At 66.6% G+C, this 12,343-nt stretch carries 10 protein-coding genes; 5 read left to right on the top strand and 5 right to left on the bottom strand.

The features are described from left to right. On the top strand, positions 1 to 406 hold a 406-nt coding region (locus ACRCSW_RS17685; protein ID WP_438706965.1), incomplete at its 5' end, for a pirin-like C-terminal cupin domain-containing protein. An 86-nt stretch (positions 407 to 492) separates the two neighbouring features. Here the strand turns inward: ACRCSW_RS17685 and ACRCSW_RS17680 are convergent. Then, complete coding sequence (locus tag ACRCSW_RS17680; protein ID WP_438706964.1) at positions 493 to 3,006, bottom strand: ABC transporter permease; 2,514 nt, start codon at positions 3,004 to 3,006, stop codon at positions 493 to 495. Continuing rightward, complete coding sequence (locus ACRCSW_RS17675; RefSeq protein WP_438706963.1) at positions 3,003 to 3,710, bottom strand: ABC transporter ATP-binding protein; 708 nt, start codon at positions 3,708 to 3,710, stop codon at positions 3,003 to 3,005. Before ACRCSW_RS17675 ends, ACRCSW_RS17680 begins: the two co-directional genes overlap by 4 nt. A 43-nt stretch (positions 3,711 to 3,753) precedes the next feature. Between ACRCSW_RS17675 and ACRCSW_RS17670 the strand changes: the two genes are divergently transcribed. Together ACRCSW_RS17670 and ACRCSW_RS17665 are read left to right on the top strand one after the other, a co-directional pair. Further along, positions 3,754 to 4,413, top strand: coding sequence for an arylesterase (locus tag ACRCSW_RS17670; protein WP_438706962.1), 660 nt, complete (start codon positions 3,754 to 3,756; stop codon positions 4,411 to 4,413). Positions 4,414 to 4,614: 201 nt separating this feature from the next. Then, a complete protein-coding gene (locus ACRCSW_RS17665) occupies positions 4,615 to 4,761 on the top strand; it encodes a hypothetical protein (protein ID WP_438706961.1) in 147 nt (48 codons plus the stop codon). Positions 4,762 to 4,785: 24 nt separating this feature from the next. On the opposite strand, the gene ACRCSW_RS17660 is transcribed toward ACRCSW_RS17665, so the two are convergent. Continuing rightward, positions 4,786 to 6,414 (bottom strand): DUF4166 domain-containing protein, encoded by a 1,629-nt coding sequence (locus tag ACRCSW_RS17660; protein WP_438706960.1) that lies wholly within the window; start codon positions 6,412 to 6,414, stop codon positions 4,786 to 4,788. Then, on the bottom strand, positions 6,411 to 6,938 hold the full coding sequence (locus ACRCSW_RS17655; RefSeq protein ID WP_438706959.1) for a thiol-disulfide oxidoreductase DCC family protein: 528 nt from the start codon (positions 6,936 to 6,938) through the stop codon (positions 6,411 to 6,413). The genes ACRCSW_RS17660 and ACRCSW_RS17655 overlap by 4 nt, the downstream gene beginning before the upstream one ends. Before the next feature lie 139 nt (positions 6,939 to 7,077). Here ACRCSW_RS17655 and ACRCSW_RS17650 point away from each other — a divergent pair, with 139 nt between their 5' ends. Further along, positions 7,078 to 10,656 (top strand): hydantoinase B/oxoprolinase family protein, encoded by a 3,579-nt coding sequence (locus ACRCSW_RS17650; protein ID WP_438706958.1) that lies wholly within the window; start codon positions 7,078 to 7,080, stop codon positions 10,654 to 10,656. Positions 10,657 to 10,738: 82 nt separating this feature from the next. After that, positions 10,739 to 11,434, top strand: a complete 696-nt coding sequence (locus tag ACRCSW_RS17645) for a tellurite resistance TerB family protein (RefSeq protein WP_438706957.1) — start codon at positions 10,739 to 10,741, stop codon at positions 11,432 to 11,434. Between the two features lie 37 nt (positions 11,435 to 11,471). On the opposite strand, the gene ACRCSW_RS17640 is transcribed toward ACRCSW_RS17645, so the two are convergent. Then, positions 11,472 to 12,218: a class II aldolase and adducin N-terminal domain-containing protein gene (locus ACRCSW_RS17640; RefSeq protein WP_438706956.1), complete on the bottom strand. Its 747-nt coding sequence runs from the start codon at positions 12,216 to 12,218 to the stop codon at positions 11,472 to 11,474. Positions 12,219 to 12,343: the final 125 nt, after the last annotated feature.

The following is a 12,343-nucleotide window of genomic DNA, read 5'->3' as shown; positions in this document are numbered from 1 at the left end:
GGGGATCGCGGCGGACCCGCAGTATCTGGATATCCATGTGCCTGCGGGCAAGCGGAAGACCTTCAAGATCGACACCCGCCGCCGGGCCTTTGCCTATGTGTTCGAGGGCTCGGCCCGTTTCCGCGATGCGGCGCGGCCCGAGGGCGTGCTGCTGGAGAAGGAAGTGATGGGCCAGGAGGTCAACATCCGCGACCTTTCCGGCAACCGGACGCTGGTGCGGTTCGGTGCGGGTGACGAGGTGACAGTGACGGCGGGGCCGGAGGGGGTGCGGTTCCTGCTGATCTCGGGCGCGCCGATCGAAGAACCGGTGGCCTGGGCTGGGCCGATCGTGATGAACTCGGAAGCCGAGCTGCGCCAGGCCTTTACCGAGCTGCGGAACGGGACGTTCATTCGTCCGGGGCATTGAGGGGCCGCCAGGGCGTCAGGCGTCGGAGCGGGGGTTTCACACCCCCGCACCCCCGTGGGATATTTTTGCAAAGATGAAAGGTCAGGTCACTCCTGCGCGCGGAGGGTTCCGGCCGGGCGGGCTGCGAGCGGGCGAAGGGCGAAGGCGAGACCTGCGAGGAGGGTTGCGAGGATGCCGCCGGCGACGATGCCGAGGGCCGAGAGCGGCTCGAACTGGTAGCTTGAGTCCATCACGAAGGTCATGACCGCCCAGCCGGAGATTCCGCCGGCGATGACCGCGACTACGCCGGCGGCGGCGCCCATCAGGGCGGAGCGGAGGGCGAAGCTGGCGAGGATCTTGCCGCGCGTGGCGCCGAGGGTTTTGAGAATCGCGGATTCGTAGATGCGGGCGCGTTCGCCTGCCGCGGCTGCGCCGATGAGGACGACGAAGCCGGTGATGAGTGTTCCCGCGGCGGCCCAGGCGGTGGCAGTCGCGATGGCGCCGAGCGCTTCGGCGACGCGGTCCACCGCCTCACGTATCCGGATCGCGGTGACGTTGGGCCAGGTCTTGGTCACCTCTTTCAGGATGGCGGCTTCGGCGTCGGGAGGGGCGTAGACGGTGGCGATGTGGGTGTGGGGGGCGCCGGTGAGGGCCGAGGGGTTCAGGGTCATCACAAAGCCCATGCCGGCGTTGGAGAAGTCAACCTCGCGGAATGAGGTGATGGTCCCGGTCAGGTCTCGGCCGAGGATGTTGACGGTCATCGTGTCGCCGAGCTGCAGGCCCATCTCCTCGGCCTCTTCGGCGGCGAAGCTGATCTGGGGGTCGCCGGTGTAGTCGGCGGGCCAGTATGTACCTGCGGTGATGCGGGTTTTGGGGCCAGGTTCGGTGGCGTAGGTGATGCCACGGTCGCCGCGGACGACCCAGTGGTCGCCTGCGACCTCACGGGCGGGCTTGCCGTTGATCTGGGTGATGACGCCGCGGAGCATCGGGGCGGTTTCGATCTCCGACACCTCGGGGTTGGCTTTGACCATGGCGAGGAAGGGGTCGATCTGGTCGGGCTGGATGTCGATGAAGAAGAAGGCGGGCGCGCGGGTGGGAAGGTCGGTGGCGATGGCCTGGCGGAGGTTCCAGTCGATCTGGCCGACGGCGGCGAGGACGGAGAGGCCGAGGCCGAGGGAGAGGACGACCGACGTGGCGTCGGACCTTGGCGCGCCGATGGCTGCAAGGGCGGCGCGGGTGGCGGGGCGGCCCCGGGTGAGTTTGGTGCGGGCGAGGCGGCGGCTGGCGGTGCGCAGGCCTATTGCCGCGAGGGCGAGGATGAGGAGCGCGCCGAGGACGCCTCCGGCGGCGCCGAGCGCGAGTTCCGGGATGCCGGAGAGCCAGGTGGCGCTGCCGATGAGGGTGGCCGAGAGGAGGGTGAGCGCGACGAGGTAGCGTTTGCGGGGCCAGGAGCGCGTGCCGGTGCCGCCGCGGTAGAGGGCGGCGGGGCGGATGCGTTCAGTCCGGGCGAGGGGAAGGAGGGTGAAGATGAGCGCGGAGAGGGCGCCGTAGAAGGCGGCCTCGAGGAGCGCCATGGGGGAGAGGCGGATTTCGGCGGGGAAGGGGAGCGAGGCCTCGATCACGGGGGCGGCGAGGAGGGGGACGATGGCGCCGAGGGCGAGGCCGAGGGCGATGCCGAGGGCGGCAAGGAGGGCGGTCTGCCAGAGGTAGTTGCGGAAGATCAGGCCGCCTTCGGCGCCGAGGGTCTTGAGGGTGGCGATGGTTTCGGTCTTGCTGTCGAGGTAGCTGCGGATGGCGGCGGAGATGCCGACCCCTCCCACGGCCAGGCCCGCGAGGCCGACGAGGACGAGGAAGCTGCCGATCCGGTCGACGAAGGCCTCGATGCCGGGGGCGGCGTTGCGGCTGTCGGTCCAGCGCATGCCCTTGTCGCGGAAGGTGGCTTCGGCCTCGTCTTCAAGGGTTTGCAGGTTGGTGTCGGGGGGCAGGAGCAGGCGGTAGCGGGTCTCGAACATCGAGCCGGAGGAGAGGAGGCCGGAGCCATCCAGGTCCTGGGACAGGACCACGGTGCGGGGGCCGAGAGTGAAGCCGGTGGACGCGCTGTCGGGTTCGCGGGTGAGGGCGGCGGTGAGGCGGAAGTCCTTGGTGCCAAGGCGGAAGGTATCGCCGATCGAGAGGCTGAGGCGGTCGATCAGGATAGGGTCCATGATCGCGCCGGGGAGGCCGTCTTGCGGGGCCAAGGCCTCGGCGATCGGGATGGCGGGGTCGAGGGTGGCGGCGCCGGTGAGGGGCCAGGCGTTGTCGACCGCCTTGATCTGGGTGAGGGCCTGGTCGTCGTCGAGGATGACCATGGAGCGGAAGTCGTAGACCTCGGAGATCTTCGTCGCGATCCGGTCCATGTAGGCGCGTTCGTCGGCGTCGGCGGTGCGGTAGGTGAAGCGCATTTCGGCATCGCCACCGAGGATCACGGCGCCCTGGTCGGTCAGGCCCTGCTGGATGCCGGTGCGGAGGGTGCCGACGGCCGCGATGGCCGCGACGCCGAGGGCCAGGCAGGCGAGGAATACGCGGAAACCCTTGAGGCCGCCGCGAAGCTCACGGCGGGCGATGGTGAAGGAAAGGCTCATTCGGCGGCTTTCGCGAGGGCTTCGGGGGCGAGCTGGCCGTCGGCAAGGCGGATCACCCGGTCGCAGCGTGCGGCAAGTTCGGGGGCGTGGGTGACGAGGACGAGGGTCGCGCCGTGGCGGTCGCGGAGGCCGAAGAGGAGGTCCATGATCGCCTGGCCATTGGCGCCGTCGAGGTTGCCGGTCGGCTCATCGGCGAGAAGGATCGCGGGACGGGGCGCTGCGGCGCGCGCAAGGGCCACGCGCTGCTGCTCGCCGCCGGACATCTGCGAGGGATAATGGTGCATGCGCGAGCCAAGGCCCACGGCGGTCAGTTCGGCCTCGGCCCTTGGGAAAGCGTCCGCTGCCCCGGCGAGTTCCAGCGGAAGGGCCACGTTCTCCAAGGCGGTCATTGTCGGAATGAGGTGGAAGCTTTGGAACACAACCCCCATATTCCCCCTGCGGAAGCGGGCGAGCGCGTCTTCGTTCATCGCGGTCAGGTCTTGCCCAAGGGCCAGAACCTTGCCGCCGGTGGCACGCTCCAGCCCGCCCATGAGCATGAGGAGCGACGACTTGCCCGACCCAGATGGACCGATGAGCCCCACCGTTTCGCCTTTGTGGATGGAAAGCGTGATGCCCTTCAGGATCTCGACCGGACCGGCATTGCCGGCAAGCGTCAGGCGCGCATCCGTCAGCGCGAGGATTTCGTCCAGATTCTGGGGCGGCATTACGGGCTTCCTTAAGGCTTATCTGCCAAAGGCATATGGCGTTATGCGGCAGGTGGGCAATGGGGTTGCCGTCACGTTTCTGGCAGGCGGCATGGCGTTGGCCGAACCGGTGACGGTGGTTGCGTTGGGCGACAGCCTGACGGCGGGCTATGGGCTGGCGGATCAGGGGGAGGGGCTCGTGCCGCAGCTCGAGGGCTGGCTGCGGGCGAAGGGTGCGGATGTGGTGGTGCAGAATGCGGGCGTATCTGGCGACACGACCGCGGGCGGGCTGGCGCGGATCGGGTGGGCGCTGGGGCCTGACACCGATGCGCTGATCGTGACGCTGGGAGGGAACGACCTGATGCGCGGGATCGACCCCGAAGCGGCGAAGGGAAATCTGGAGGGCATCCTGAAGGAAGCCGCAGCGCGGAAGCTGCCGGTTCTTCTGGTCGCGATGAAGGCGCCGGGGAACTTCGGGCCGGAGTACAAGGCGGCGTTTGACCAGATGTACGGCGAGCTGGCCAGCACGTATGGGGCGATTCTGGCGGACGACTTCTTTGCCGGTCTGAGGTCGGCAGGCGCGGACCCGACTGATCCGGCGTCGATGGCGGCCTATATGCAGCCGGATGGCATTCACCCCAATCCGGAGGGGGTGAAGCTGATCGTGGAGGGTCTGGGGCCGAAGGTGGAAGAGCTTTTGGCCCAGGTTGCGCCTGCACCATAGGGTGTACGAATTTTCTGCGAAAATTCAGATCGTTGCGCGTGTCACTGCGGGCGGGTCGGGGCTTTCGGCCTTGGCTGGCGCAAGCTTGCCCTGGTAGTGGACGAGGAGTACAGGGAGGCGTTCGACGGGATGTATGGCGCGCTTTCCGGCAGCTACGGCGCGGTTTTGGCAGATGACTTTTTGCCGGTCTGAGGTCGGCAGGTGCGGACCCCGGCTGATCCGGCGTCGATGGCGGCCTGTATACAGCCGGACGGCATTCACCCGAACCCGGAGGGTGTGAAGCTGATCGTGGAGGGTCTGGGGCCGAAGGTGGAAGAGCTTTTGGCCAAGGTTGCACCTGCGCCATAGGGTGTACGAATTTTCTGCGAAAATTCAGATCGTTGCGCGTGTCGCTGCGGGCGGGTCGGGGCTTGCGGCCTTGGCGGGCGCAAGCTTGCCCTGGTAGTGGACGAGGAGCCCCCTGGTCAGGGGCGCAAGCAGCCGGACGTCGAAGTGGAAGGTGCCGTCGGCTTCGAACTCTCGGGCCTCCGAGACCGGCAGCATCCAGCGCGGCAAGGGAAGCCGGCCGAGCCTTCCTGAAGCGACCGGATAGTGCAGTTCTTTGTCCGTCACTTTCAGCGCCAGAAGGAATGTGAAGGGCCAGAAGCTCTCGGTCATCCCGCGCGGCGTGGCGGTGAGGCGGGACTGGAAGGTCCGGGTTCCGAACCGGCGCAGCCAGACCTCGCCTTTCGGGTTGGTGGTCTTGATCACTTCGACAGAGGTGTCGTCCGTCTCGGGCGGGAAGCCGAAAACCGCGGCGAGGGCGCGGGCCCACAGGCCGGTGCCCCGACGAACCGACGCGCGGCCCTGCCACCGGCTGACGCCAGCGGTGAGGTGAGTGGCGCGGATCGTGGCTGGCAGCGTGTAGAAGGACGGTCCAAGAACGCGCGGGAAGATCGGGTCAATGAGTTCAAAGACGCGCTCGAAGCGGATGGAGAGGCCGGACATCGCGGCCTCCAGCTCGTGGAGGGCGACAGTCTCGAGCGCAGGCCCGGCCCCTGGTGGCAGAGACGGGCGGCGGAGAAGCGCGCGGATCGGGATAGCGGGGACGAAGGGGCCGTGGCCATCTTCGGCCAGAAGGCGCCAGGTGCGGCGTTGCCCGTCGACCGTGACCATGACCGACATGCCGCCGCGTCCGGTGCCAAACGGCGAGAGTAGCCCTGCGGCCAGCCGGAAGGCGCGGACGATGGGTGTGGTGACCCGGAACGGCGCGACGCGGCGAAGAAGGGCGAAGGCGGCGAGGCCATAGCGCATGAGGCCAAGTTCGAGGCCCGCGCGGAACTCGACGGTCGCGGCACCGAAGTGGGCGGGGAAGAGGCGGGTGTCGGGGACTTCGATCAGCCAGCCCTGGCGCGTGATGCCCTGGGGCAGTGGGTAGGTTCGGGGTTCGGACCAGCCGGTGACTTCTGTCCAGGCGCCTCCTCGCCATAGTGGGTAGGGTTGGCCGGCCTGCGACAGGATCGAGGCCATGACCGATAGCCCGCGCGGGCTTCGGTTGCCGGGCAGGATCGCGCTTTCGATGTGGTTTGGGGTTGCGCCTTGGGTCAGGGCCCGCACGGCGGCGCTGGACAGGGCGGGGACGGAGGAGAGGCCGGAGATCGCGGCGAGGCCTGCTGCTTTTGCTGCGGCGTCCAGGGTGGTGATGCCGGCGCAGAAATCGGCGTTGTCGGAGAGGTCGAGGTAGTGGACCCCGGCTTTGATCGCCGCTTTTGCCAGGCGGTAGGGGTCTGGACCGTAGGTATGGAACGGGCCGGCGGCGTCGATGACGACGTCATGGCCTTGGAGGGCGGAGAGGTCCCCGTCGCGGTCCATCTGCAGGGCTGTTGCGTTAAGTTCGGTGGCCAGCCTCTGGGCTGCGGGGAGGTTGCGCCCGGCGATCGTCACCTGATGCCCGTCGCGGACAAGGAGGCGAGCGAGCTTTTCGCCGAAGACCCCGTAGCCGCCGAGGATGAGGACCTTCATCTGAGGAGGCGGCGCTGGAAGGCTTGGTCGGGGAGTGCGCACATGTCTCCGCGTCCGAAAAGGCGGTAGCGGTTGCGGGCGAGGCGGAGGTAGAGCCAGGTGCGGATGGGTTTGGGGAAGATGCGGAGCGCTTGCGTCAGAAGGGCCAGACCGCCGAAACGGCGACCGGCGTGGAGGACGGCCTCGAAATCCTTGTGCGGGATGCCGTTGTCCAGGAAGAGCCAGCTGACCGGGTCGTTGGGATCGAGGCCGTAGTGCTGGAGGAGGGCGGTGCCGAGTGGGGACTGGACGGGGCAGATGCGGGTGGCGCCGGTGCGGTCCAGCCGGTGGATCATGCGGGCGCCCCAGCTGCAGATGGCGCAGTCCGCGTCCATGACGGCCACCGGCGCGCTGTCGTCGAAGGGTGGGACGGCGGGGTCGTTGCGGTGCGAGTAGGGCTTCGTCATGGGTGGCAAGGTGACGCGGAAGGGAGGGGCCCGCAAGAGGACGCGGTGCCGCAAGGGGCGGTCTTCGATGAGGTGCATGACCGGGAGAGCGGTCTTTCGCGGTAGACTTGTTGAGAGCGTGCTGGGGCTTGGGTTGCGGTGCGGGCCGGAGGGCAGTCGGGATGGTTGCATCCGCTGCGGTGTCGGGCCACCAAGGGAGAGGAATGGGAGCAGGGTCATGGGCGCTTGGGAATTCTGGATCGACCGGGGCGGCACGTTCACCGATGTGGTGGGGAGGGGGCCGGACGGGCGGCTGGTGACCGTAAAGCTTCTGTCGGAGAACCCCGAGCGCTATCCGGATGCGGCGGTCCAGGGCATCCGCGATTGCCTCGGGCTGAGCGCGGGCGAGCCGATCCCGGACGGGGCGATTTCGGCGGTGAAGATGGGGACGACGGTTGCGACCAATGCGCTCTTGGAGCGGAAGGGGGAGCGGGTTGCACTGCTGATCACCGAGGGGTTTGGCGACCTTCTGCGGATCGGCACTCAGGCGCGACCTGCGCTGTTTGAGCTGAACGTCCGGCGGCCGGATTTACTTTATGAACAGGTGTTCGAAATTCCTGGCCGACTGGATGCTGAAGGCAACCAAGTGCGCCCCTTGGATGAGGCTAGGGTGGCAGTGGCTTTGGCAAAGGCAAGGGTTGCGGGGATCGCCGCTGTGGCCGTGGCGCTGATGCACGGGCATGTGAACCCAGCGCACGAAGCCCGTGTCGGCGCAATGGCGCAGGAGGCGGGGTTCGCGCAGATTTCCTTGTCACATCAGGTCTCTAGGCTGGCGAAGCTGGTTCCGCGGGGCGATACGACGGTGGTTGATTCCTATCTCTCGCCGATCCTGCGACGGTATGTGGCACAGGTCGAGGGCGCTTTGGATATGGGCCGGGCGACGGGGCGGCTGTTGTTCATGCAGTCGAATGGCGGGTTGACCGAGGCGGGACGATTTCAGGGAAAAGACGCGATTCTGTCGGGGCCTGCGGGTGGTATCGTCGGCATGGTGCGGACGGCGGAGGCGGCGGGGTTTGACCGGCTGATCGGCTTTGACATGGGTGGGACTTCGACAGACGTCAGTCACTATGCAGGCGTTTATGAACGGTCGTTCGAGACGGAGGTAGCAGGTGTTCGGATGCGTGCGCCGATGATGGATATCCACACGGTCGCGGCGGGGGGAGGGTCGATCTGTTCGTTCCGGGACGGGCGGTTCCAGGTCGGGCCGGAGAGCGCGGGGGCGAACCCTGGGCCGGCCAGTTACCGGAGGGGCGGGCCGCTCACGATCACCGACTGTAACGTGATGCTGGGGCGGCTGTCGCCTGCGCATTTCCCGGCGGTTTTCGGGTTGAACGGCGATATGCCGCTGGATGCCGAGATCGTCCGGAGCAAGTTCGCAGCGCTGGCTTCTGAAATCGCCGCGGCGACGGGGAGGCAGGAGGCACCCGAGGTCGTGGCAGAGGGGTTCCTGCGGATCGCGATCGACAATATGGCCAATGCGATCAAGAAGATATCGGTTCAGCGCGGGCATGACATCACGCATTATGCGCTTCAGTGTTTTGGCGGAGCGGGCGGGCAGCATGCTTGTGGAGTGGCCGATGCACTGGGGATGAAAACGGTTTTCATTCATCCGCAAGCTGGAGTACTGTCAGCTTTCGGGATGGGGTTGGCGCACTTGCGAAGTCTGCGGGAAGCGCAGCTCGATGCAACCTTGTCGGCGATGGATGAGGCCCGGACCCGGATCGAGGCGTTGGCTCGGGAGGCGGCTGGCGAGCTTTCTGCGCAGTGGATTGCCACCCCTGCAGTCACCCGCACCGCGCATCTGCGTTATGAGGGGTCGCATCAATCGCTGCCAGTGCCCTTCGGAACGGAAGCGGCGATGCTGGAGGCCTTTGCGGCTGCTCATCAGGCCCGGTTTGGCTTTGCGTCGCCCGAGCGGGCGGTGCTGTTCGAGATGCTTGCGGTTGAGGCCGAAGGTGGCGGGGCAGAGTTGCCGGATGTGGGCCCAGGCGATGGGGCGGGAAAGGCGGTTGCGGCGTTGACCGTTTGGGCGGGTGGACGGTGGCAGGAGGTCCCGCTTTATCGGCGCGATGAGTGCGGGACGGCGACCTTTATCCCCGGACCGGCGGTGATCACCGAGGCGACCGGGACAACGATTGTCGAGCCCGGCTGGGAAGCGCGGGTGGATGGGCAGGGTAACCTGATCCTGCGGCGGGTGGAGGCCATTGCGCGGCCTCCGGCAGCGGGGACGGAGGCCGATCCGGTGCTTCTGGAGGTGTTCAACAACCTTTTCATGTCAGTTGCCGACCAGATGGGTGCGACGCTTGCGAACACGGCCTGGTCGGTCAACATCAAGGAACGGTTGGATTTTTCCTGTGCGATCTTCGATGCGAACGGGGACCTTGTGGCCAATGCCCCGCATGTGCCGGTGCATCTGGGGTCGATGAGCCATGCGGTGAAGACGGTGATCGCGGCGGTGGGGACGACGGCGCGGGTGGGGGATGCGTGGATGCTGAACTCGCCCTGGAACGGGGGGACTCATCTGCCGGATGTGACGGTGATCACGCCGGTTTTCGTGGGGGGCCGGCCCGCGTTCTGGTTGGGCTCGCGTGGGCATCATGCCGATATCGGTGGTCGGACGCCGGGATCGGCCCCGCCGGACAGCCGGACGATCGAGGAGGAAGGGGTGGTGATCGACCTCTTCCCGCTGGTGGTTCAGGGTCGCCTGCGCGAGGCAGAGACGCGGGTGTTGTTGGGGTCGGGCCGTTGGCCCTGCCGGTCGCCCGAGCAGAACATGGCTGACCTCAAGGCGCAGATCGCGGCGAATGAGACGGGGCGGCGCGAGCTTTTGCGTGTCGTCGCGCGGTACGGTGTCGATGTGGTCGCAGCCTACATGGGGCATGTGCAGCGCAATGCCGAGGAGTGCGTTCGCGCCGTGATCGACCGGTTGCATGACGGAGAGTTCATATATCCGATGGATATCGGAACAGTCGTTCATGTACAGGTGAAGGTTGACCGGATTGCACGGTCGGCAGTCGTTGATTTCACGGGGACCTCGGCCCAGCATTCCGGCAACTACAATGCTCCGCAGGCGGTGACGCGGGCGGTCGTGCTTTATGTATTCCGGACGCTGGTCGGGAAGGCGATCCCGCTGAACGAGGGCTGCCTGGCGCCGCTGACGATCATTGTGCCTGAGGGGAGCTTGCTGAACCCCCGTGCGCCTGCGGCCGTGATTGCGGGGAATACAGAGGTGAGCCAGTCCGCCTGCAACGCGCTTTATGGGGCGCTCGGGGTCGTGGCGGCGGCGCAGGGGACGATGAACAATTTCATCTGGGGCAACGAGCGCTTTCAGAACTACGAGACGATTGCGGGGGGCACGGGGGCTGGGCCGGGGTTTCAGGGTTGCGATGCGGTGCAGAGCCACATGACGAACACGCGGATGACCGATCCTGAGGTGCTGGAAAAGCGCTTCCCGGTGCGGCTGGAGGAGTTCCGGATTCGTGAGGGCTCGGGTGGTGTGGGTCGTTGGCGGGGTGGGGATGGGGCGGTGAGGCGGTTACGGTTCCTGGCGCCGGTGACGGTGACGACCCTCTGCGGGAGCAGAAAGGTTGCGCCGTTCGGGGTCGCGGGTGGTGGCGCGGGAGCCGTGGGTGAGAACATGGTGCACTGGCCGGACGGGCGCGTCGAGCGGCTGGAGGGCAACGACGAGCGCGATCTGCCCGAAGGGGCGGTTTTCGAAATGCGGACTCCGGGCGGGGGCGGCTGGGAGGCGCTTTAGGCGGGGGTTGGCCGGTTCAGGATGCTGTCATTGAACCGTGACAGAGCGGTTCCCATACTTGGTGGCATTGATGATGGAGGCCATGATGCTGAAAGCGAAATCGCTGCTCGACAGTCTGATGGGGTCCCTTGGCCAAATGACCGGCGGTCAGGGCGCCAAGGGCTTGACTGATAAGGCGAAAGGGGCCTGGAACAACCAGTCGACCCTTGGCAAGGGCGCGATTGCCGGGGGGCTTCTGGGGATTCTGCTGACCGGTGGCGGGCGGCGTTTGCTGGGCACGGGCCTGAAGATCGGCGGCATGGCGGCTATCGGGGGGCTTGCGTACAAGGCCTATGACGACTGGAAGAACGGCCGCAAGTCTGGCGAGGGGTCTGCGGCCCTGCCGAAGCCGGAGGGGACCGAGTTCATGCCCGACGATGAAGATGCTGCGGACGAGCTTGCGACCCATATCCTGCAGGCGATGATTGCTGCGGCGAAGGCTGACGGACATGTCACGCCTGAGGAACGGGCGGCGATTGATGGGCAGCTTGGGAACCTTGGCCTTGGGGACGAGGCGACGGCGATGATCACGGCCGAGCTGGATGCGCCTCTGGACGTGGGCCGGATCGCGGCGCTGGCCCGGTCTGAAGCGGAAGCGACGCAGCTTTATGCGGCCTCACTGCTGGTGGTGAACGAGGAAAGTGCGGCGGAGAAGGATTATCTTGCGAGCCTTGCCGCGGCGATGAAGCTGGACAAGGGTCTGGTGGAACGGCTGCACGCCGAGGCAGCGCGGCTTTAGCCGCGGTCGCACGATTTTTCTGCGAAAAATCAGGTGGTTAGCTGGCGTAGCCAGCGTCCTCGGCATCAAGGATCGCGCGCAGTTCGCTGAGATGTGCGTCGGCAAAGCCGGGGTAGCTTTCCCATTCACGCGCGGTCTTTTCGGCGATCTCATCCGGCAGGACACGCAGAGGGCGGCCGGTCTGGAGGGCGCGGACATAGGTCTCGGCGGCGCGCTCGAAGTAGTAGAGCCGGTTGAAAGCCTCGGCGACGGTGCGGCCGACGATCAGGACGCCGTGATTGCCCATGACCATGGCGATGGTCTTCGGATCGGAAAGTAGGGTCGCGCAGCGGGCGCCTTCTTCGCCAAAGGCCATGCCGCCATAATGGTCGTCAACGACATGCCGGTTGTGGAACATTGCCGAGTTCTGGTCGATCGCCGGAAGCCGGCTGTCGGCAAGGCTGGCGAGCACGGTGGCGTGGACGGAATGGACATGCATCACGCATCGCGCGTGCGGGCAGGCGCGGTGGATGCCGCCGTGCAGACCCCAGGCCGTGGGATCAGGTGCATCGGGCCGGGCCATCGTGTCGGGGTCGTTCGCGTCGATTTCGATCAGCGAGGACGCGGTGATGCGCGAGAAGTGGCGGCCGTTCGGGTTGATCAGAAAACGCGTGCCCTCAGGGTTCACGGCCAGCGAAAAGTGGTTGGCCACTGCCTCGTGCATGTCAAGCCTCGCGGTCCAGCGGAAGGCTGCCGCCAGGTCTTGCCGCTGGTCGAGAAAAGTCATGTTGGTGTGACGATTCATACAGAGCTCCGACGACGAATCATGCAAGAGACCCACAAGAAGGCTGCATTTGTCTGCAGAATAGGTTAACAGCGTGTAAATGAGTACATGTGTGATGTTGAGTGCCATCCTTGCAACCAGGGTGC

The organism is Tabrizicola sp. (assembly GCF_051645465.1).
GTDB lineage: Bacteria > Pseudomonadota > Alphaproteobacteria > Rhodobacterales > Rhodobacteraceae > Tabrizicola.
The sequence above is the reverse complement of the archived record's forward strand: the minus strand, read 5'-3'. Positions and strand labels throughout refer to the sequence as shown.

Bases quoted from the DNA above. Each gene is read 5' to 3' on its own strand.
- ACRCSW_RS17660 (WP_438706960.1), bottom strand. From the start codon at position 6,414: ATGAAGGTCCTCATCCTCGGCGGCTACGGGGTCTTCGGCGAAAAGCTC.
- ACRCSW_RS17640 (WP_438706956.1), bottom strand. From the start codon at position 12,218: ATGAATCGTCACACCAACATGACTTTTCTCGACCAGCGGCAAGACCTG.
- ACRCSW_RS17670 (WP_438706962.1), top strand. From the start codon at position 3,754: ATGCGGCAGGTGGGCAATGGGGTTGCCGTCACGTTTCTGGCAGGCGGC.
- ACRCSW_RS17650 (WP_438706958.1), top strand. From the start codon at position 7,078: ATGGGCGCTTGGGAATTCTGGATCGACCGGGGCGGCACGTTCACCGAT.
- ACRCSW_RS17655 (WP_438706959.1), bottom strand. From the start codon at position 6,938: ATGCACCTCATCGAAGACCGCCCCTTGCGGCACCGCGTCCTCTTGCGG.
- ACRCSW_RS17675 (WP_438706963.1), bottom strand. From the start codon at position 3,710: ATGCCGCCCCAGAATCTGGACGAAATCCTCGCGCTGACGGATGCGCGC.
- ACRCSW_RS17680 (WP_438706964.1), bottom strand. From the start codon at position 3,006: ATGAGCCTTTCCTTCACCATCGCCCGCCGTGAGCTTCGCGGCGGCCTC.
- ACRCSW_RS17645 (WP_438706957.1), top strand. From the start codon at position 10,739: ATGATGCTGAAAGCGAAATCGCTGCTCGACAGTCTGATGGGGTCCCTT.